Genomic DNA, 20,917 nt, shown 5'->3' with positions numbered 1-20,917 from the left:
AGGACCCTCGACAAGTCCCATCGTTGCAGGTCAGCAGCACTCTCCACTTATTTGATCAAGACCCGGACAGGGCCGCTCGCGAAAGCGCGAGGTTAGCAGAGTGACGCTCGGCCAGGGAGAGCGAGGCAAGGTCCGGGGACTTCGCCGGCCTGAAGGGAAGCGAAGTCGGCGCGGCCTGCTCGGGGGGTCGCTCGCACGGGAGTGCGGCGGAGAGGCAAGGGCGATTCTGGCGGTCTTCCAGGTGAGCGGCCTGCCAAGCTGTATGGTCCGCAAAATCGAGGTGGACCCGGAGTTCGACTGCTGACGGTGGACCAATCGGGAGGGCTCGTCCAGCTACCGCGCCGTCGCCTACCAGGGGAAGACGGAACTCGTTCACCGTGTGGTGTTTGAGTGGATGGTTGGGGAGATCCTGGAAGGCTTTCAGGTGGGTCACGCCCAGTCACGGGGATTCCACCACGCTCGATGCTGCAACTCGCATCACCGGAAGCCGTGACGCGTGAGGAAGCCTTTCGGCGCCGGGACTGGGGGATTTCACGCTCCCGGAGGACCCCGCTGTCGACACGGTCACGAGTACACGCCGGAGAACACATCCCTGGACCTCGAGGGTTCCGGCAGTGCCGGGCCTGTCGGAGTGAGAGGGGGAGGAGCCCTTAGGTTGGGACCGGCCATGTGAGATCTCGTGAGAGATGAGAGGGTCTGACGGGTGAGCGAGACACCACCGAACACCCTGCAATACCGCTTTGACGGGCCAGAAGACGCACCTGTCCTGATCTTGGGGCCCTCCCTGGGCACCACATGGCACATGTGGGACCGGCAGGTCCCGGAGCTGGCGAAGCAGTGGCGGGTCGTCCGGTTCGACCTGCCGGGACACGGCGGCGCCCCCGCGTACCCGGCCGGCTCCGTGTCCGACCTGGCCGCCCGGCTGCTCGCCACCCTGGACGCACTCGGTGCGCAGCGCGTCGGCTACGCGGGCTGCGCGCTCGGCGGCGCGATCGGCATCGAACTGGCCCTGCGCCACCCCGAGCGCCTCGCCTCGCTCGCCCTGATCGCCGCCTCGCCCCGGTTCGGCACGGCCGACGAGTTCCGGCAGCGCGGGGTGATCGTCCGTACCAACGGTCTCGACCCCATCGCCCGTACGTCCCCCGACCGCTGGTTCACCACCGGCTTCGCCGGCGCCCAGCCCGCGATCACCGACTGGGCCGTGCAGATGGTGCGCACCACCGACCCCGGCTGCTACATAGCCGCCTGCGAGGCGCTCGCCTCCTTCGACGCCCGGGCCGAACTCGCCCGCGTCGGCGTGCCGACCCTGGTCCTGGTCGGCTCGGACGACCAGGTCACCGGCCCCGCCGAGGCGCGCACCCTGGTCGCCGGCATCCCGGACGCCCGCCTCGCGGTCGTCCCCGGCGCCTCCCACCTGGTCCCGGTCGAGCAGCCCGCCGCCGTCACCGACCTGCTGGTCAGACACTTCTCCACCGCCTGGCAGCCCGCCTTCGAGCACACCGCGGGCCAGACCACGGGCCAGACGGCGGCCGTGGCGCCGGCGGCCAGGTCCGGCCTGCCCGTGCCCCGGCCGTCCGGCCCCGTCGCCGAGATCGCCCCGGCGGCCGTCCCGCCCCGGTCCACGGACCGGTCGGACGCCTACGACACCGGCCTGAAGCTGCGCCGCGAGGTGCTCGGCGACGCGCACGTCGACCGGGAACTGGCCGAGGCCGACGACTTCTCCGGCGACTTCCAGCAGCTCCTGACCCGCTACACCTGGGGCGAGATCTGGGACCGCCCCGGTCTCGACCGGCGCACCCGCAGCTGCGTCGCCCTCGGCGCCCTGGTCGCGGGCGGCCACCTCGACGAGCTCGCCTCCCACACCCGGGCCGCCCTGCGCAACGGTCTCACCCCGGACGAGATCGGGGAGGTGCTGCTCCAGACGGCGGTCTACTGCGGCATGCCCGCCGCGAACAGCGCCTTCCGGGTGGCCCAGCGGGTGATCCGAGAGGAGACGACCCCCACGGAGTGACGACGCCGACGCGGGCCGCTCCCCGCGGCCCGCACCCCGGGCCGCCCTCGGCCGCCGCGGCGGCCCGCCCCGCCCGCCCGGGTAGCAGGAGTACCGGTCTGCCCCGCACACGCGGCCGCCCCGCGCGGCAGGATGGGACCATGAAGCTCACGAAGAAGGCGCACGCCTGTATCCGCCTCGAGAAGGACGGGCGGACGCTCGTCGTCGACCCCGGAGGGTTCAGCGAGGAGGACGCGGCGGCCGGCGCGGACGTCGTCCTCGTCACCCACGAGCACCCCGACCACTTCGACGAAGGCAGGCTGCGCGCCGCCCTGGAGGCGAACCCGGGCGCCGAGATCTGGACCCTGAGGTCCGTCGCGGACCAGATCTCCGCCGCCTTCCCCGGCCGCGTGCACACCGTCGGCCACGGCGACGCCTTCACCGCCGCGGGCTTCGACGTCCAGGTCCACGGCGAGCTGCACGCGGTGATCCACCCGGACATCCCGCGCGTCACCAACGTCGGCTACCTGATCGACGGCGGCCGCGTCTTCCACCCCGGCGACGCGCTCACCGTCCCCGGCGGGCCGGTCGAGACGCTGATGCTGCCGGTGATGGCCCCCTGGAACAAGATCGCCGAAGTGATCGACTACGTCCGCGAGGTCAAGCCGCAGCGTGCCTACGACGTCCACGACGCCCTGCTCACCGACCTCGCCCGGCCGATCTACGACCGCCAGATCGGCGCCCTGGGCGGCGCTGAGCACCTGCGGCTGACGCCGGGGTCGTCCGCCGAGGTCTGACGGCCGGGGGACGAACGTCCTGGTCACAGCGGCGGGGGAGGCCGGGCGGGACGCGTTGTCGGTCCCGCCCGGTAGGTTGTGGGACATGCGCATCGCGACCTGGAACGTCAACTCGATCACCGCCCGCCTGCCCCGGCTGCTGGACTGGCTGGAGAGCAGCGGCACCGATGTGCTGTGCCTCCAGGAAGCCAAGATCGCCGAGGACCAGTTCCCCTTCGACCGGCTCCGCGAGGCGGGGTACGAGGCCGCGGTCCACGCCACCGGCAGGTGGAACGGCGTGGCGGTGCTCTCCCGGGTGGGTCTGGAGGACGTCGTCAAGGGTCTGCCCGGCGACCCCGGTTACGACGGCGTCCAGGAGCCCCGCGCCATCTCCGCCACCTGCGGCCCGGTCCGCGTCTGGTCGGTGTACGTGCCCAACGGGCGCGAGGTGGACCACCCGCACTACGCGTACAAGCTCCAGTGGTTCGAGGCCCTGAAGGCGGCCGTCGCGGGCGACGCGGCCGGCAGCCGCCCCTTCGCGGTCCTCGGCGACTACAACGTGGCGCCGACGGACGACGACGTCTTCGACATCGCCGCGTTCGAGGGCAGCACCCATGTCACGCCCGCCGAGCGCGCCGCCCTGGCCGCCCTGCGCGAGGCCGGCCTCGCCGACGTCGTCCCGCGCCCCCTGAAGTACGCGCACCCCTACACGTACTGGGACTACCGCCAGCTCTGCTTCCCCAAGAACCGCGGGATGCGCATCGACCTCGTCTACGCCAACGAGCCCTTCGCGAAGGCGGTCACCGACGCGTACGTCGACCGCGAGGAGCGCAAGGGCAAGGGCGCCTCGGACCACGCCCCGGTGGTCGTGGACCTCGACGTCTGAGCGGGCGGCGGTTCACGGTCCCGATGGACAGCGCGCTCGGGCGCCGGACCCCTGCCCAGGTCCTGGCCTTCGCCCTCGTCGGTGTCGTCAACACCGCCGTCTACTACGGGTTCTACCTGCTGTTGCTGACGTGGTCGCCGTATCTCGTCGCGCACACCGCCGCGTTCGCGCTGAGCATGAACGGATCGTTCTTCCTGCACGCCCGGTTCACCTACCGCACACGGCCGACCTGGCGGAAGTTCCTGCTCTTCCCGCTCACCAACGCGACCGGTTTCCTGATCACGACGACCGGCGTCTACGTGCTCGTCGGCGTCCTGCACGCCGGAAGCCGGTTCGCCCCCCTGCTCGCCTCCGCGGCGGCCGTTCCCGCGACCTTCGTCCTGTCCCGCACCATCATGCTCCCCCGGGCCGAACGGGCTCCCGTACGGCGGTCACCGCACCCGGTGCCGCCCCTGGACCGCGTCCCGCGCCGTCCCCTGGAACCGGTCCGGCCCGACTGACCCGTTCCGGCCCGCGCGCCTGTGGTGCGCACAGCGGTGCGACTGTCACGCTGGGGTCCATGGACATCCCCTTTCTGGGCAGGTGGCGCAAGAGGCACGGATCCGCCTTCGGTGTCGCGGTGTTCCCCGAGGGCGGCGAGGAGCGGGAGGATCCGGCCGAGAGACGCGAGGGTCTGGCCGATCTGCTGGCCGAGTGCGAACTGCTGCGCTCCCAGGCGGCCGAGGCGGGCGTCCGGCTCGACGACTCCGCCGCCTCGCTGGAGGCACTCGACCAACTGCCGCCGCGCTGGCGAGAAGACGCGGAGACGCTGCCCCGGCTCGGCAACGACGCCGGGCTCTACCTGGGCACGGTCGTCGTGCGCACCGTCCCCGGCGCCGACTGGCGGATCCTGCCCACCGGAGCGCCGGTCGTCCGGCTGGCCTCGGGCCGTGAGATCGACGTGGTGACCGCCGGTCAGGAATGGGCGGTGAGCGGTGTGCCCGAGCTGTCGCAGGTCTACGCGGAGGCCGCGGAGCCGTGAGAGGCCCCGGCGCGCAACCCGCCGTGACGCGGGGAACGCCGGGGCCCGGACACGGCCGAGTAGGGCCCTGACCAGCGACGCGACGTAAATACGGTTTATGCCGCACGGGTGCGTGTCGGGTGCGGAGTCCGCTCCGGGCCGGATAGTTTGCGGCAGCCAGGACACAGCCGAGAGCGAGTAGGGCGGGGTATGGCCGTCGATCCGTCGATCGAACCGCGTGACGACATCTCATCAACCTGCTGGTGGTGCCCCTGAAGGGCCCGCCCCGCACCGTCTTTCGACCACCGCCCGCGGGGAGTTCCTCCGCACCGGCCGGGCCATCGCGTCGGACCCTCGACTAGGATGTGCCGTTCATCCCTGTGGTGACGGAGATCCAGCCGGTTTCCATCGGGGGCGGGACGCTGCTGCCGGGTGGGGGACCCCCCACGGCCCTCGACCGTAGGGGGCAGCAGTTCACAGAGCCATACCCGGCCGGCGGCAGCCGGAGATCACTGCTCGCGCAGTGGGACGGACACGTACGACGGATCGTCCGCAGGCGAGGAGAAGGTCAGCTGCGCGCCGGACGGGTTGTGCTCGATGTAGAGCGGGTCGACCGTGTCGACGACCATCGCGAGCCGGTGTCCGGCCGGGACGTCGTAGGCGGTGGAGTACAGCGGCAGATCCACCCCGAACGCCTCTCCGGGCGTGCGCCCGTGCCAGGTGTACGGCGCGTGGGTGACCAGCTTGCCGAAGCCGAGCGGGCCCACGTCGTACAGGTAGGCCACGAACGTGCCGCTCTCCGCGGCCGGAGTCAGGGTCGTGTGCAACGTCGCGGTGCCGCGCACCCGTTGCGTGGTGGCGTGGCGCTCCGACTGCCAGACCGCGGCCCAGCGGCGGGGGAGCAGCGGGATCGACGCGATCGGGGGAGTCCGGGCCACCTGGTCGAGGATGCCGGAGAGGAAGACGACCCCGCCGTCCGCTCCCGAGTCGACGTTGGCGTGGATGGTGGTCGTGCCCGCGAGGTCGAACTTCCGCCGCGCGGCGCCCACCGACTTCCAGTCCGGGTAGCCCTCGTAGCCGTCCGTGGAGCGGGACTTCAGCTGCACCGGCTGCTCGCGGTCGATGCCGTTGTCCGCGCCCTTGAGGTAGCGGTCCAGCCAGCGCCGGGTGTCGGTCCACACGTCGTTGGGCAGCCCGAACAGTCCGGTCAGTTCGGCGGTGGCGTGGTCGCCGGGGCGCAGTTCCAGTCTCTTCGGGCCGGTGAGCCGCTCGTAGAAGTCGGCGTACTGGTTGGGCGAGAAGACGCTGTCGCCCCAGCCGTTGGCGAGCAGGACCGCCGTGCCGTTCTTGTTCAGGCGGTCGGCGTAGGTCGCGGCAGAACGTTTCTTCCCCCAGTTCACGAGGTCCTGTTCCTTGCTCAGGTCGGACGCGTAGAAGTCGTCGAAGACCTGCCGGAGTTCCGGGCTCTCGCGGCCGGTGAGGGTGGCCGTGCCGTCGAGCAGCGCCGCCGCCTGGACGTGCTGGGTGCGGCCGGAGTAGATCGAGCCGATCAGGTCCGCCCAGCCGCTGAGCGCGGCCACCGCCTTGACGCGCGGGTCGTGCTCGGCGGCGAGCAGGCTGATGCCGGCGCCGTAGGAGACGCCCGCCATGCCGATGTGCCCGGGGTCGGCCGGGGTGTGGGCGAGGGCCCAGTCGATCACCTTGGACGCGTCGGCCCAGTCGGGCGGGCCGGCCACTTCTATCCGGCCGCCGGACTGCCAGAAGCCGCGGACGTTGTAGGTGACGACCACGTAGCCGGAGTCGGCGAGCTTCTGCGCCTGGGCGAGGTACTCGATCTGGGGCAGGCTCCAGCTCGTGGGCAGCACGACGAGCGGGTAGCGGCGGGAGCCGTCGGCGGCGGCCGGGGTGACGACGTTGGCCTTCAGGACGGTGCCGCCGTCGCCGGTGATGTCGACGAAGCGGACGCCGCCCGCGGCCGCGGCCGCGGCGGGGGCGAGCCCGAGGGCGCTGCCGGCGATCAGAGCCGCCGAGACGGCGCCTACGGCGGTCGTGCGCAGGGCCTTGCGGTCGGTTCCCACGGATCACTCCTCACTCGTGTCAGTGCAAAGTGACCCGACGGTAACCTCGGAGTCTTACCGGAAGTAACCTGTCGGTAAGTTACGTACGGGTAAAGCTTGTTGAAGTGCGGATCGGGTGTCCGCGGGGGTTCCCGGCGGGCTCAGTTCGCCGCCCGGTGCGAGGTCCGGGTCTGCGCCGGGACCGGCAGCGGCGCCTGCGCCGGGCGGGTCACGTCCGCGACGAGCTCGACCACGTCCGGGCCGTACGCCTGCGAGTTGACCACCTTCAGCAGCAGCACGAAGGTGTTCGTGCCGTACTTGCGGGCCAGGCGCTCGTGGTTGCGGGCGAGATAGCGGGTCGCGGCCTGGTTGGTGATCGCGCGCTGGCCGCAGAAGAGGAACACCGGCCGCGCCTCACGGCGCTCCCCGGCGGTGAGCCGGGCCAGCAGCACGTACTCGCTGCGGCCCGGCTCCAGCCGGTAGCGCTCCCCGCCGATCTGGAAGGCCCCGCGCTCGGGTCCCGGCTCGGCCTCGGTATTCACCCGAATGCCGGGCAGGAGGGAGGCGAGATGTGCCGCCATCCGGCGGTTGGAGGCCGGCCCGCCCACGCAGAACTCGGTGCGCTCGCCGAAGCCCTGCTGGGCGGCGTCGTGCGCGACGACCTGGGCGTTCGCGTGACAGTCCTTGATGAGGGCGGAGAGTTCGAGGAGGGCGAACACGTCGCGCCGCGTCACCGTCAGGTCGGGGCCGCCCGCGTCGCGGTTGACCACCAGGAGGGACTCGGCATTGTCGGGCAGTCCGAAGAAGGCCTGCTTGCGGCGCAGCTTGCGCCGCCACAGGTAGGTGCGGGCCAGCCAGCCGACCGCTGCGGAGATGCCGGCGGCTATCACACCGAGGACGATGTTGCGCACGTCGTCGTTCATGGCCGCGCATGGTAGCGGTTCGGGCGCGACCCCGTTCCCGGCCCTCCTGACGAGGGCATGGCAATGGTTTAGGCTGCCCGGACGGTCTCTGACTGGAGGTGCGGATGCGTCGCCCTGTCGCACGGAAGCTCGCGGTCCTGGCGGTCTCTGCCGCCGTGCTGTCGGTGGGGGCCACGGCGCCTCCCGCCGGGCGGACGAGACCGGCGCAGAAGGTCCCGGTCGCCGTCGGCTACGGCGGCGCCGTCGCGAGCGTCGACGCGGACGCCTCCGCAGCCGGCATCGAGGTGCTGCGCAAGGGCGGCAACGCCGTCGACGCGGCCGTCGCCACCGCCGCCGCCCTCGGCGTCACGGAGCCGTACTCCTCCGGTATCGGCGGAGGCGGCTACTTCGTCTACTACGACGCCCGCACCCGCACGGTGCACACCGTCGACGGCCGCGAGACGGCCCCGCTGAGCGCCGGCTCCGACCTCTTCCTGGAGAACGGCAAGCCGCTCGCCTTCGCCGACGCCGTCAGCAGCGGCCTGAGCGTCGGCGCACCGGGCACGCCCGCCACCTGGCAGGCGGCCCTGGACGCGTGGGGCACCCGGCGGCTCGGCACCGTCCTGAAGCCCGCCGAGCGGATAGCCCGCGAGGGCTTCACCGTCGACGACACCTTCCGCTCCCAGACCGCGTCCAACGAGACCCGGTTCCGCTACTTCCCCGACACCGCCCGGCTGTTCCTGCCGGACGGGCGGCTCCCGGTCGTCGGCTCCACCTTCAAGAACCCCGACCTGGCCCGTACTTACGAGGAGCTGGGCAGGAAGGGCGCCGGCGCGATCTACCACGGCGACCTCGGCGACGACATCGTCGACACGGCCGAGCACCCGCCCGTGGACCCGGCCTCCGGCTGGAACGCCCGCCCCGGAAAGCTGTCCGAGAAGGACCTCGCGGCCTACCGCGCCAAGTACCAGGCCCCCACCAGGACCTCCTACCGCGGCCTGGGCGTCTACTCCATCGCGCCCTCCTCCTCCGGCGGCACCACCGTCGGCGAGGCGCTCAACATCCTGGAGCGGACGGACCTTTCGAAGGCGAGCGCGGCCCAGTACCTGCACCGCTACATCGAGGCGAGCCGCATCGCCTTCGCCGACCGGGGCCGCTGGGTAGGCGACCCCGCCTTCGAGGACGTACCGACCAAGGAGCTGCTGTCGCAGCGGTACGCCGACTCGCGGGCCTGCCTGATCAAGGACGACGCGGTCCTCACCAGCCCCGTCGCCCCGGGCGACCCGCGCCACCCGGCGGACTGCGCCACGGGCGGGAAGACGGCCCCGACGACCTACGAGGGCGAGAACACCACGCACCTGACGGTCGCCGACCGGTGGGGCAACGTCGTCTCCTACACCCTCACCATCGAGCAGACCGGCGGCAGCGGCATCACCGTGCCCGGCCGCGGCTTCCTGCTCAACAACGAGCTGACGGACTTCTCCTTCGCCCCGGCCAACCCCGCGGTGCACGACCCGAACCTGCCCGGACCGGGCAAGCGGCCGCGCTCGTCGATCTCGCCGACGATCGTGCTGGACAAGGCCCGCCGGCCGGTGGTGGCGCTCGGTTCGCCGGGCGGCGCCAGCATCATCACCACCGTGCTCCAGACCCTGACCGGCTTCCTCGACCGCGGGCTGCCGCTAGCCGACGCGATCGCCGCACCCCGCGCCAGCCAGCGCAACGCGGACCGGACCGAACTCGAACCGGGGCTCTACGACAGCCCCTTGCGCACCCAGTTGGAGGCGATCGGGCACTCCTTCAAGCTCAACCCCGAGATCGGCGCCGCCACGGGCGTGCAGCGGCTGCCGAACGGCGAGTGGCTGGCCGCGGCCGAGAAGGTGCGCCGGGGCGGCGGCTCGGCGATGGTGGTGCGGCCGGCGCCGTGACCGCGTGACGGCGTCCGCCCCCGCCGTCGTCGGGCGGGGGCGGACGTCGTCGATTGCGGACGTCGGCGGGGCCGGACGTCGCCGGGCGCCGAGCCCCTCAAGGCGTCTCGGCGGGCGCCGTGTCCTGTCCCTCCTGCCCCTGAGCCCCGTCGGTGCGGAACGTGAGCCGTCCGTCCTCCACCTCCACGGTGACCCTGCTTCCCTCGGCGACCCGGCCGTCCAGCAGCAGCCGCGACAACCGGTTGTCCACCTCGCGCTGGATCGTCCGGCGCAGCGGACGGGCGCCGTACTCGGGCTGGTAACCGCGCTGGGCGAGCCAGTCGACGGCCGGGTCGGAGAACTCGACGGCGACCCCCTGCGCGTGCAGCATCCGCCGGGTCCGCTCCAGCAGCAGATCGGTGATCTGCCGCAACTGCTCGGGACTGAGCTGGCGGAAGACGACGATCTCGTCGATGCGGTTCAGGAACTCCGGCCGGAAGTGCTCGCGCAGCGGGCGCAGGATCTGCTCGCGCCGGGCCTCCTCGTCCGCCTCGGCGCCGCCCGCACCGAAGCCGATCCCGGCACCGCGCCGGGTGATGGCCTCGGAACCGAGGTTGCTGGTCATCACGATCACGGTGTTGGTGAAGTCCACCGTCCGGCCCTGCGCGTCGGTCAGCCGGCCGTCGTCCAGGACCTGCAGCAGGATGTTGAAGACGTCCGGGTGCGCCTTCTCCACCTCGTCCAGGAGAAGCAGCGAGTACGGATGCCGGCGCACCACCTCGGTGAGCTGCCCGGCCTCCTCGTGCCCGACGTATCCGGGCGGCGCGCCCACCAGCCGGCTGACCGTGTGCCGCTCCTGGTACTCGCTCATGTCCAGCCGCACCATGCGGTCCTCGCTGCCGAACAGCGCCTCGGCGAGCGCCCGGGCCAGCTCCGTCTTGCCGACGCCGGTCGGGCCGAGGAACAGGAAGCTGCCGATCGGCCGGTCCGGGCTGGCCAGCCCGGCGCGCGAGCGCAGCACGGCCTCGGCGACCACACCGACCGCCTCGTCCTGCCCGACGACCCGCCGGTGCAGGTGCTGCTCCAGGCCGAGCAGGCGCTCCTTCTCCTCCTGGGTGAGGCTGCTCACCGGGATGCCGGTCAGCCGGGAGACCACCTCGGCGATGGCCTCGGCGGTGACCTCCAGGTTCTGCCCCTCGTCGGCCTCCTCGTCCCCGCTGGCCTGGGCGATCTGCCGCTTCAGGTCGGTGATGCGGTCACGCAACTGCGTGGCCCGTTCGTACTGTTCGTCCGCGACCGCCTGGTCCTTGTCCAGGAAGAGCCGCTCGACCTCGCGCTCCATGGCCCGTACGTCGGTGCCCTTGGTCCGGGCGCGCAGCCGCACCCGGGCGCCGGCCTGGTCGATCAGGTCGATCGCCTTGTCCGGCAGCCGGCGGTCGGACAGATAGCGGTCGGACAGCTCCACCGCGGCCGTCAGCGCCTCGTCGGTGTAGCGGACCTGGTGGTGGGCCTCGTAGCGGTCGCGCAGTCCGCGCAGGATCTCCAGGGCGTCCGCGACGGACGGCTCGGGCACCAGGATCGGCTGGAAGCGGCGGGCCAGCGCCGCGTCCTTCTCGATCCGCCGGTACTCCTCCAGCGTGGTCGCGCCCACGATGTGCAGTTCGCCGCGGGCCAGCGCGGGCTTGAGGATGTTGCCCGCGTCCATCGCCCCGCCCTCGCCGCCCGCGCCCGCGCCGACGACGGTGTGCAGCTCGTCGATGAAGACGATCAGCCGCCCGGAGTTGTCGCGGATCTCGCCGACGATGTTGTTGAGGCGCTCCTCGAAGTCGCCCCGGTAGCGGGTGCCCGCGACGACGCCCGTCAGGTCCAGGGCCACCACCCGGCGGCCGGTCAGGACGTCGGGGACGTCGCCGTCGGCGATGCGCTGCGCGAGGCCCTCCACGATGGCGGTCTTGCCGACGCCCGCGTCACCGATGAGCACCGGGTTGTTCTTGCCCCGGCGGGAGAGCACCTCGATGGTCTGCTCGATCTCCAGGTCCCGCCCGATCACGGGGTCGATGCGCCCCTGCCGGGCCAGGTCGGTCAGATCGCGCCCGTACTTGTCGAGGGTGGGCGTCGAGGTGGTGCGCTGCCGCTCGGCACGCTGCTGCGCGGCCTCCGGCGCCTCCGGCGCGCCGCCGGAGGAGAACCGGGCCGCGTTCAGGATGTGCCCGGCCGCGGAGTCGGGGTTCGCGGCCAGCGCGCTCAGTACGTGTTCGGGGCCGATGTATCCCGCCCCGCTCGCGCGGGCCATGTCGTGCGCGTCGAGAAGGGCGCGCTTGACGGCCGGGGTGAGCGAGAGGGAGGTGGGCGGAGGTGTCTCGCCCTGCGGGACCTGGGCCGGGCCGGACCGCTCGTCGATCTCCATGGCGAGCGAGTCGGGGTCCGCGCCGGACCGGCTGAGCAGACTCCGGGTGGGCTCGGTGGCGAGCGCGGCCCGCAGCAGATGCTGGGTGTCCAGGTCTCGGCTGCCGTGCTCGGCGGCGTACTGGGCCGCGCCGCGCACCAGCTCCCGGGCGGGCTGACTGAGCAGCCTGCCGATGTCTATCTGCCGGGGACCGGGGCGCGGTCCGCCGAAGAAGCGGGCGAGGAATTCGCCGAAGGGGTCGCCCTCCGGGCCGATGAAGCCGCTGGTCATCGTTTCCCTTCCTGCGCTGACGACGTGCCGGGGCCGGGTAACCCGGCTGGGGGTCGCTCATGCCACGATGACACGGGTTCCTGAGGAAGGCATGTGCAGACACCCTCGGCACGCGCCCGGCCCCTTCCCACCGGCGGCTCCCGCCCGCACCCGGCGGCGGGCGACGTCCGGCCGGCGCCGAGGTGGTGACATCCCCGGCGGTGTGATGTCACGGTCGCGTTCCGTGCCCGCGGAGCTCCCCGCACGCCCGCCGAAAACTGTACGTAGCGGCCCCGTAACACGACTGGTGTTCCCTACGGACCGGAGTGCTCCGGCCCGGCGGGAGTTGAGCGATGACTGTGGACCGACTCCCAGGGCGTGTGCGGGAGTTCGTGAACTACCTGAACGGCCTGCTGGCGCGCCTGGATCAGGGCGGCGGCTGGTGCGGTGTGTTCTGGCAACGCGACCCCGAGGGGATGCGGGCCTGCCTCGACGGCCGTGAGGTGCCGCCGTGGGACGTGCTGGAGGCGCTGCTGCAGGACCTCGCCGCGCACCAGGGCCCGGCCGAGGCCGCGGCCGAGCGGGAACGGGCCCGCGCGGCGCACGCCGCCGCGCTCGCCGCGTACGACGCCCGGCCCGGCGGACGTGAGGCGCTGGCCGGCCGTCTCGCCGCGATGCTCCGCGAGCAGCGGCACGCGGCCGAACGCCAGGCGCTGCTGAGCCGCCGCCTCGCCGACGCGGCCACCCGGGGCGAACTCGACGCCCTGCGCACCGACCTCGCCTGGGCCCACGACGACCACGTCCGCGCGACAGCCCGTTGCACCGAAATCCGGGCCCGGCTGACCACGCTGTCCCGGCACACGACGCCGGCGGCCGGGACCAGGGCTCCCGGCCCCGACGCCCCGGGCTTCGCCGCGGACGCCTCGGGTCCCGTCGCGGAGGCCTCGGGCCCCGTCCCGTCTGCTGCGGGTCGTATCTCCGGCGCTACGGCCTCCGGTCAGGGCGCGGTGGGGGGTGTCCCCGGTGTCGCGGCCCCGGTCGCGGGCGGCACGCATCCCGCGGCGGGCGCCTCGGGTCGTGTCCGCGGTGCCATGGACACGGGCGCGGACGCCGGCGCGGGTGCATCCGGTGCCGTGGCTCCCGCCCATGACGCCGTGGGCTTCGTCGCGGACGCCTCGGGGCGTTTCCCCGGTGCCATGGACACGGGCGCGGACGCCTCGGGGCGTGCCCCCGGTGCCGTCGCTCCGGACATGGGCACCGCGGTGCGTGCCCCCGATGCCACCGCCCCCGCCCCGGACTCAGCGGGCCGCACGGCTCACGCCGGCGTCCACCCGGCTGCCTCGGCCGGCCCCGGAGGCGGCCGGGCGGAGACGGCCGGTGGCGGGCGGCGGAAGCGGCGTCGGGGGAGTGCGCGGTTCGCCGGGATGGCCGAGGAAGAGGCCGTCGCCGGGGGCGTACCGCCGGGAGCCGTGGTGGTGCCCGCGGCCGCCCCGTCCGCCGCGGCCCGCCGCACCCCGCGCGGTGCGCGGTTCGCCGGGGCCGCCGGCTCCGAGGCGGCGGAGGCCGCGCGGCCGCGGACCGAACCGGTGGACGCCGGAGCCGGGCAGGCCGTCGCCGGGGCCGTCGCGGCGCTGGCGCGGCTGCGCGGCGAGGGACGTACCGGCGAGGCGCACGCCCTGCTGATCGAGGCCGCCCACTGGCCCGCCGCCCGCCTCCCGCTGCTCGCCGCCGAGCTGGAGCGCGCCGGGCTCGGCGCCGACTGGGCGACGCTGCTCTGGGAGGCCGCCTCGCTGCCCGCCGACCGGGTCGTCGCCGCCGCCGACGCGCTGGTCGCGGCCGGGCGCGCCGTGGACGGCCGGCAGATCGTGCGGCAGGGGGTCGCGCGGCCCGCCGCCGAGATCGGCGAGGCCGTGCTCGGCCTGGTCGGCGGGGGGCGCCGGCGCGAGGCGCGCGCCCTGCTCGACGCCTACGTGCGCGTGCGTGCCCCCGAGGAGGCGGCCCGCAGCGTCGAGGACGATCCGCAGCGGCTCGTCCCGCTGCTGCTGGAGGCCGCCCGGGGCGTCTCCGAGGAGCGGCACTGGGATCTGGTGCACGCCCTGCGGGTCGCGGGCTTCGCCCCGTGACGGGCCGCCGCGATGCCCCACCCGGGCGCACCACCCGCCGCAACTAGCGCCCCACCAGCCCCGTCACTCACTCCCTCACTCACCCACAGGAGTGTGAAACGTGATCGACTCAGCGGGTTGACGACGATGGTCTTGGCAAGGCCCTCCCAGGGGCTTACGTTCGTCCCTCTACGGCCTCCTCTACGGGCGTAGAGGCTCTGACGTACCGTCGAAGGAGCAGCTCATGGCCAACGTCGTCCGCGCGGCCCTGGTCCAGGCCACCTGGACCGGCGACACCGCGTCCATGGTCGCGAAACACGAGGAGCACGCCCGAGCGGCGGCCCGTCAGGGCGCCAGGATCATCGGGTTCCAGGAAGTCTTCAACTCGCCCTACTTCTGCCAGGTCCAGGAGCCGGAGCACTACCGCTGGGCCGAGCCCGTCCCGGACGGGCCGACCGTGCGGCGCATGTGTGACCTCGCCCGTGAGACCGGCATGGTGATCGTCGTCCCGGTCTTCGAGGTCGAGCAGTCGGGCTTCTACTACAACACCGCCGCCGTGATCGACGCCGACGGCACCGTCCTCGGCAAGTACCGCAAACACCACATCCCGCAGGTGAAGGGCTTCTGGGAGAAGTACTACTTCAAACCCGGCAACCTCGGCTGGCCCGTCTTCGACACCGCCGTCGGCCGGATCGGCGTGTACATCTGCTACGACCGCCACTTCCCCGAGGGCTGGCGGCAACTCGGCCTGAACGGCGCCCAGCTCGTCTACAACCCCTCCGCCACCCACCGCGGCCTGTCCGCCCACCTCTGGCAGCTGGAGCAGCCGGCCGCCGCCGTCGCCAACGAGTACTTCGTCGCCGCGATCAACCGCGTCGGCCGGGAGGAGTACGGCGACAACGACTTCTACGGGACGTCGTACTTCGTCGATCCGCGCGGGCAGTTCGTCGGGGACGTCGCCGGTGACTCCAAGGAGGAACTCCTCGTCCGCGACCTCGACTTCGACCTGATCGACGAGGTGCGGCAGCAGTGGGCCTTCTACCGCGACCGCCGTCCCGACGCCTACGAAGGGCTGGTACGGCCGTGAGCGACCTGTACGCCCGCCACCGGGCCGTCCTGCCCGACTGGCTCGCCCTCTACTACGAGGACCCGATCGAGATCACGCACGGCGAGGGCCGCCACGTCTGGGACGCGGACGGCAGGCGCTACCTCGACTTCTTCGGCGGCATCCTCACCACGATGACCGCGCACGCGCTGCCCGAGGTGACCAAGGCGGTGAGCGAGCAGGCCGGGCGGATCCTGCACTCCTCCACGCTCTACCTCAACCGGCCGATGGTCGAACTGGCCGAGCGCATCGCCCAGTTGAGCGGCATCCCGGACGCCCGCGTCTTCTTCACCACCTCCGGCACCGAGGCCAACGACACCGCGCTGCTGCTCGCCACGACGTACCGGCGCAGCAACACGATCCTGGCCATGCGCAACAGCTACCACGGCCGCTCCTTCAGCGCCGTCGGCATCACCGGCAACCGCGGCTGGTCCCCGACCTCCCTGTCCCCGCTGCAGACGCTGTACGTGCACGGCGGGGTCCGCACCCGCGGCCCGTTCGCCGCGCTCGACGACGACGCCTTCATCGCGGCCTGCGTGGACGACCTCGAGGACCTCCTCGGCCACACCCGCGCGCCCGCGGCCCTGATCGCCGAGCCCGTCCAGGGCGTCGGCGGATTCACCTCTCCGCCCGACGGCCTGTACGCGGCCTTCCGGGACGTGCTGCGCGAGCACGGCATCCTCTGGATCGCCGACGAGGTGCAGACCGGGTGGGGCCGCACCGGCGACCACTTCTGGGGCTGGCAGGCGCACGGGCGAAGCGGCCCGCCGGACATGCTCACCTTCGCCAAGGGCATCGGCAACGGCATGTCCATCGGCGGGGTCGTCGCCCGCGGCGACATCATGAACTGCCTGGACGCCAACAGCATCTCCACCTTCGGCGGCACCCAGGTCACCATGGCGGCGGGGCTCGCCAACCTCACGTACCTCCTCGACCACGACCTCCAGGGCAACGCCCGGCGGGTCGGCGGGCTGCTCATCGAACGGCTGCGGTCCGCGGCCGCCCGGATGCCCGGTGTGCGGGAGGTCCGCGGGCGCGGGCTGATGATCGGCGTCGAACTGGTGAGACCGGGCACCGACCAGGCCGACCCGCAGGCGGCCGCGGCCGTCCTGGAGTCGGCCCGCGCGGACGGACTGCTCATCGGCAAGGGCGGCGGCCACAACACCAGCGCGCTGCGCATCGCCCCACCCCTGTCCCTGACGGTCGCGGAGGCCGAGGAGGGCGCCGCGATCCTCGAAGGCGCGCTGCGGAGCGCGCAGTAGCACGGGCGGCCGGTCCGGTGACCGGCCGCGAGCACAGCTCCGAGCAAGGGAACACCGCCATGACCACCGCCTCGGACCCCCTGAGGCCGCCGGAGCCCGGCCGCCCCGGGGCGGCGCGGCCCCTGGCCTTCGTGCCGGCCCCGAAGTCCCCGGACCCACCGGAGCCCGTCCTGTCGGTCCGCCGGGTCCTCGGCCTGGAACGGGTGCTCGCCGGGGAGCCCGAGGTGGTGGCCGGCGCCGGTCAGCTCGACCGGCCGGTCCGCTGGGTGCACGTCGCCGAGGCCCCCGACGTCGGGGTGATGCTCAGCGGCGGCGAGATGGTCCTCACCACCGGCGTGCTGCTCGCCGGCGACGAGGACAAGCAGGCCGAGTACATCCGGTCCCTGCACCGCGCGGAGGCCGCCGCCGTGGTGCTCGGCCTCGGGCGGGCCTTCCCCGCCCCGCCGGACGTGATGCGCCGGGCCGCCGAGAGCTGCGGCCTGCCCATGGTGGTGCTGCACCGGCCCTTCCCGTTCGCCGAGCTGACCGAGGAGGTCCAGTCCCGGCTGGTGCGCCGCAAGTTCGCGGCCGTCAGCCTGTCGGAGACCGTACGCACCGCGCTCACCGCGCTCATCACCGCGGGCGCCCCGCTGCAGCGGCTGCTCGACGAGGTCGCCGCGCACAGCGCGTGCCCGGTCGTCGTCACCAACCTCGCCCACCGCGTCCTCGCCACGGCGGGGGAGCGGCCGGCGGTGGACGACGTGCTGCGCGACTGGGAGCGCATCGCCCGGCAGGCGGGCGGCAGCGAGGGGGACGGCTGGATCCGCGCCGAACTGGGCGGCCGCGGGGAGCGCTGGGGCCGGATCCTGCTGTGCGGCTACCGCGGCGACACCGCCACCGGCCGGCTGCTCGCCGACCGCGCCGCCGAGGCCCTCGTGCTGCACCGGATGCTCGGCGGTGGCGCGTCCCGCTCCTGGGAGGAGCAGTCGGCGCGGAGCCTGCTGACCGATCTGGTGAGCGGTGTCGTACCGGCCCGGCAACTGCTGCCGCGGGCGCGGGCCGCCGGGCTGCCGGTCAACCGCCGGACCTTCGTCCCGCTGGTCGTGCGGGACGCGGAGCCGGCCGAACTCGACCGGCTGCTGCGCCTCCTCGGCCTGTCCGGGCTCGCCGCCGGGCTGGCGGAGGGGACCGCGGCCGTCCTGCTCAGCCTGGCCCGCGACCAGGACGCCGACGCGCTCACGGCGCTGTTCGCGGCCCGGCTGCGCGGCCGCCCGGAGACGGCCCGCGCCGTCGTCGCCGCCGCGGACGCCCGGACCGCCTGGGACGAGGTGCCCGCCGGGCTGCGCGAGGCCCGGCACGTCGCACGGGCCGTGGCCGACTCCACCGCCGCCCTCGACCTGCCGGCCGTCGTCCGGCTGAAGGACGTCCACCTGCGCGGCCTGATCCGGCTGCTGCGGGACGACCCGCACGTGCAGTCCTTCGCCGAGCGGGAGCTGGACGGTCTGCTGCGCGTGGCCGACGACGACCTGCTGCCCGTGCTGCGGACCTATCTCGCCACCGGCCGCAACAAGTCCCGCACCGCCCAGCTCCACCACGTCTCCCGGCCCGCCCTCTACCGCCGCCTGGAGGCCATACAGGCGCGGCTCGGGGTGGACCTCGACGACTTCGAACAGGCCGCCTCGGTGCACATAGCGCTCCTCGCGCACGACGCGCAACAGGAGTGACCCGGCGCCGCGCGACCGCGGAAAACGCTGTACCACCTGGGGAAACGGCGGTGAAACATGTACCGGGCCAGAGTGACACCGTGGCACGCCGCACCCGCGCGGACGTGACACGGTGCACCTCGAACCGGGCCCGCCGACTTCCTACGCTCGCCGCACACCGAACGAGTGGAGGTCCCGATGAGCAGAGTGATCCGAGCCGCCCTCTTCCAGACCGCCTGGACCGGCGACAAGGAGTCGATGATCCAGGCGCATGAGCAGGCGGCCCGCGACGCGGCCGCGCAGGGCGCCCAGGTCCTGTGCTTCCAGGAGCTGTTCTACGGCCCGTACTTCTGCCAGGTGCAGGACCCCGAGTTCTACGCCTACGCCGAACAGATCCCCGAGGGGCCCGTCGTGCGGCGCTTCCAGGCCCTGGCCCGGGAACTGGGCCTCGTCCTCGTGCTGCCGATGTACGAGGAGGAGCAGCCGGGCGTGCTCTACAACACGGCCGCCGTGATCGACGCGGACGGCTCCTACCTCGGCAAGTACCGCAAGACGCACATCCCCCAGGTCAAGGGCTTCTGGGAGAAGTTCTACTTCCGGCCCGGCAACAGCGGCTGGCCCGTCTTCGACACCGCGGTCGGCCGGATCGGCGTGTACATCTGCTACGACCGGCACTTCCCGGAGGGCTGGCGGGCCCTCGGGCTCGCGGGCGCCGAGATCGTCTTCAACCCGTCGGCCACCTCCCGCGGCCTGTCCGGCTACCTGTGGCAGCTGGAGCAGCCGGCCGCCGCGGTCGCCAACGAGTACTTCGTCGGCGCGATCAACCGGGTGGGCGTCGAGGAGCTGGGTGACAACGACTTCTACGGGACGTCGTACTTCGTCGACCCGGAGGCGCAGTTCGTCGGCGAGGTGGCGAGCGACAAGGAGACCGAACTGGTCGTGCGCGACCTGGACCTGGCCAAGCTGCGTGAGGTCCGCGACCGCTGGCAGTTCTACCGGGACCGCGCGCCGGGCGCGTACACGCCGCTGACCGCTCCGTGACGGGCCCGGTTCCCGCGCCCCGCGAGGGGCGCGGGGCCGCGCCCCGTCCCGCGGTCCGGCCGTACGGGGGCGGCCGGCCCCGCACGCACCGCACTGTCCCGTCCGCACGACGCCGGAGCGTCCACGCAGGAGAAGGAGCACCATGAGCAGCCGTACCGTCATCCGTGGCGGCCTCGTCATCACCGCCTCCGACGAGATCCACGCCGACGTCCTGATCGAGGACGGCCGCATCGCCGCCCTCGCCGCCTCCGGCACCCCGGCCGCCGAGGCCTTCACGGCCGAGCGGACCATCGACGCGACCGGGAAGTACGTGATCCCGGGCGGAGTGGACGCCCACACCCACATGGAACTGCCGTTCGGCGGCACCTTCGCCTCCGACACCTTCGAGACCGGCACCCGGGCCGCCGCCTGGGGCGGCACCACCACCATCGTCGACTTCGCGGTGCAGAGCGTCGGCCACTCCCTGCGCGAGGGCCTGGACGCCTGGCACGCCAAGGCCGAGGGCAACTGCGCGATCGACTACGGCTTCCACATGATCGTCTCCGACGTGAACCAGGAGACGCTCAAGGAGATGGACCTCCTCGTCGAGGAGGGCGTCACCTCCTTCAAGCAGTTCATGGCCTACCCGGGTGTCTTCTACAGCGACGACGGCCAGATCCTGCGCGCCATGCAGCGCTCCGCCGAGAACGGCGGCCTGATCATGATGCACGCGGAGAACGGCATCGCCATCGACGTCCTCGTCGAACAGGCCCTGGCCCGCGGCGAGACCGACCCGCGTTTCCACGGGGAGGTGCGCAAGGCGCTCCTGGAGGCCGAGGCCACCCACCGCGCCATCAGGCTCGCCCAGGTCGCCGGCGCCCCGCTGTACGTCGTCCACGTCTCGGCGACGGAGGCGGTGGCCGAACTGGCCCGGGCCCGCGACGAGGGGCTGAACGTCTTCGGCGAGACCTGCCCGCAGTACCTGTTCCTGTCCACCGACAACCTCGCCGAGCCGGACTTCGAGGGCGCCAAGTACGTGTGCAGCACCCCGCTGCGGCCGCGCGAGCACCAGGCCAAGCTGTGGCAGGGCCTGCGCACCAACGACCTCCAGGTGGTCTCCACCGACCACTGCCCGTTCTGCTTCACGGGCCAGAAGGAGCTCGGCCGCGGCGACTTCTCCAAGATTCCCAACGGTCTGCCCGGCGTCGAGAACCGCATGGACCTGCTCCACCAGGCCGTCGTCGACGGGCACATCTCGCGCCGCCGCTGGATCGAGATCGCCTGCGCCACCCCGGCGCGCATGTTCGGCCTGTACCCGAAGAAGGGCACCATCGCCCCGGGCGCCGACGCCGACGTCGTCGTCTACGACCCGCACGCCGAGCAGGTGCTGTCCGCCGAGACCCACCACATGAACGTCGACTACTCGGCCTACGAGGGCCGGCGGGTCACCGGCCGGGTCGAGACCGTCCTCTCGCGCGGCGAGCCCGTCGTCACCGAGCGCGAGTACACCGGACACGCCGGACACGGCGTCTACACCCCGCGTTCGACCTGTCAGTATCTCAACTAGGAGTGGCG

15 protein-coding genes are annotated in these 20,917 nt (G+C 73.0%); 12 read left to right on the top strand and 3 right to left on the bottom strand.

The genetic code is table 11. From position 1 onward, the window contains the following. Positions 1–703: 703 nt before the first annotated feature. The 5 genes from ACIPM1_RS20525 (at position 704) to ACIPM1_RS20505 (ending at position 4,673) form a co-directional block, all read left to right on the top strand. Positions 704–2,011, top strand: a complete 1,308-nt coding sequence (locus ACIPM1_RS20525; protein ID WP_402436657.1) for an alpha/beta fold hydrolase — start codon at positions 704–706, stop codon at positions 2,009–2,011. 140 nt (positions 2,012–2,151) lie between these two features. Then, on the top strand, positions 2,152–2,787 hold the full coding sequence (locus ACIPM1_RS20520) for an MBL fold metallo-hydrolase (RefSeq protein ID WP_402436655.1): 636 nt from the start codon (positions 2,152–2,154) through the stop codon (positions 2,785–2,787). Positions 2,788–2,872: 85 nt separating this feature from the next. Continuing rightward, positions 2,873–3,652 carry an exodeoxyribonuclease III gene (locus ACIPM1_RS20515; RefSeq protein ID WP_356183914.1) on the top strand — a complete coding sequence of 260 codons (780 nt, stop codon included), beginning with the start codon at positions 2,873–2,875 and terminating at the stop codon, positions 3,650–3,652. 23 nt (positions 3,653–3,675) lie between these two features. Then, positions 3,676–4,152, top strand: a complete 477-nt coding sequence (locus ACIPM1_RS20510; protein ID WP_402436651.1) for a GtrA family protein — start codon at positions 3,676–3,678, stop codon at positions 4,150–4,152. Between the two features lie 59 nt (positions 4,153–4,211). Next, the gene (locus ACIPM1_RS20505) at positions 4,212–4,673 is read left to right on the top strand and encodes a DUF6278 family protein (protein WP_402436648.1); all 462 of its coding nucleotides are present in this window, start codon (positions 4,212–4,214) and stop codon (positions 4,671–4,673) included. Positions 4,674–5,161: 488 nt separating this feature from the next. On the opposite strand, the gene ACIPM1_RS20500 is transcribed toward ACIPM1_RS20505, so the two are convergent. Both ACIPM1_RS20500 and ACIPM1_RS20495 read right to left on the bottom strand, forming a co-directional pair. Beyond that, entirely contained in the window at positions 5,162–6,730 is a 1,569-nt protein-coding gene (locus tag ACIPM1_RS20500; protein ID WP_402436645.1) for a CocE/NonD family hydrolase, read from the bottom strand. Between the two features lie 140 nt (positions 6,731–6,870). Further along, positions 6,871–7,632: a hypothetical protein gene (locus ACIPM1_RS20495; RefSeq protein ID WP_402436642.1), complete on the bottom strand. Its 762-nt coding sequence runs from the start codon at positions 7,630–7,632 to the stop codon at positions 6,871–6,873. Between the two features lie 104 nt (positions 7,633–7,736). Here ACIPM1_RS20495 and ggt point away from each other — a divergent pair, with 104 nt between their 5' ends. Beyond that, complete coding sequence (gene ggt, locus ACIPM1_RS20490; RefSeq protein ID WP_402436639.1) at positions 7,737–9,536, top strand: gamma-glutamyltransferase; 1,800 nt, start codon at positions 7,737–7,739, stop codon at positions 9,534–9,536. 97 nt (positions 9,537–9,633) lie between these two features. Here ggt and ACIPM1_RS20485 read toward each other — a convergent pair whose 3' ends face one another. Beyond that, the gene (locus ACIPM1_RS20485) at positions 9,634–12,192 is read right to left on the bottom strand and encodes an ATP-dependent Clp protease ATP-binding subunit (protein WP_402436636.1); all 2,559 of its coding nucleotides are present in this window, start codon (positions 12,190–12,192) and stop codon (positions 9,634–9,636) included. Between the two features lie 332 nt (positions 12,193–12,524). On the opposite strand from ACIPM1_RS20485, the gene ACIPM1_RS20480 reads away from it, so the two are divergent. The 6 genes from ACIPM1_RS20480 (at position 12,525) to hydA (ending at position 20,909) form a co-directional block, all read left to right on the top strand. Then, positions 12,525–14,294: a hypothetical protein gene (locus tag ACIPM1_RS20480; protein ID WP_402436633.1), complete on the top strand. Its 1,770-nt coding sequence runs from the start codon at positions 12,525–12,527 to the stop codon at positions 14,292–14,294. A 223-nt stretch (positions 14,295–14,517) separates the two neighbouring features. Next, complete coding sequence (locus ACIPM1_RS20475) at positions 14,518–15,360, top strand: nitrilase-related carbon-nitrogen hydrolase (protein WP_356183890.1); 843 nt, start codon at positions 14,518–14,520, stop codon at positions 15,358–15,360. Further along, a complete protein-coding gene (locus ACIPM1_RS20470) occupies positions 15,357–16,640 on the top strand; it encodes an aspartate aminotransferase family protein (protein ID WP_402436630.1) in 1,284 nt (427 codons plus the stop codon). The genes ACIPM1_RS20475 and ACIPM1_RS20470 overlap by 4 nt, the downstream gene beginning before the upstream one ends. A 59-nt stretch (positions 16,641–16,699) precedes the next feature. Continuing rightward, entirely contained in the window at positions 16,700–18,343 is a 1,644-nt protein-coding gene (locus ACIPM1_RS20465; RefSeq protein WP_402436627.1) for a PucR family transcriptional regulator, read from the top strand. 177 nt (positions 18,344–18,520) lie between these two features. Next, positions 18,521–19,363: a nitrilase-related carbon-nitrogen hydrolase gene (locus ACIPM1_RS20460; RefSeq protein ID WP_402436624.1), complete on the top strand. Its 843-nt coding sequence runs from the start codon at positions 18,521–18,523 to the stop codon at positions 19,361–19,363. A gap of 142 nt (positions 19,364–19,505) precedes the next feature. Continuing rightward, entirely contained in the window at positions 19,506–20,909 is a 1,404-nt protein-coding gene (gene hydA / locus ACIPM1_RS20455; RefSeq protein WP_402436621.1) for a dihydropyrimidinase, read from the top strand. The last annotated feature ends 8 nt before the right edge of the window (positions 20,910–20,917 follow it).

It is taken from the genome of Streptomyces sp. NPDC086766, from assembly GCF_044746005.1.
In the GTDB taxonomy this organism is placed as follows: Bacteria; Actinomycetota; Actinomycetes; order Streptomycetales; family Streptomycetaceae; genus Streptomyces.
Note: the sequence above shows the minus strand (reverse complement) of the source record. Positions and strands in the feature narration are given on the sequence as shown.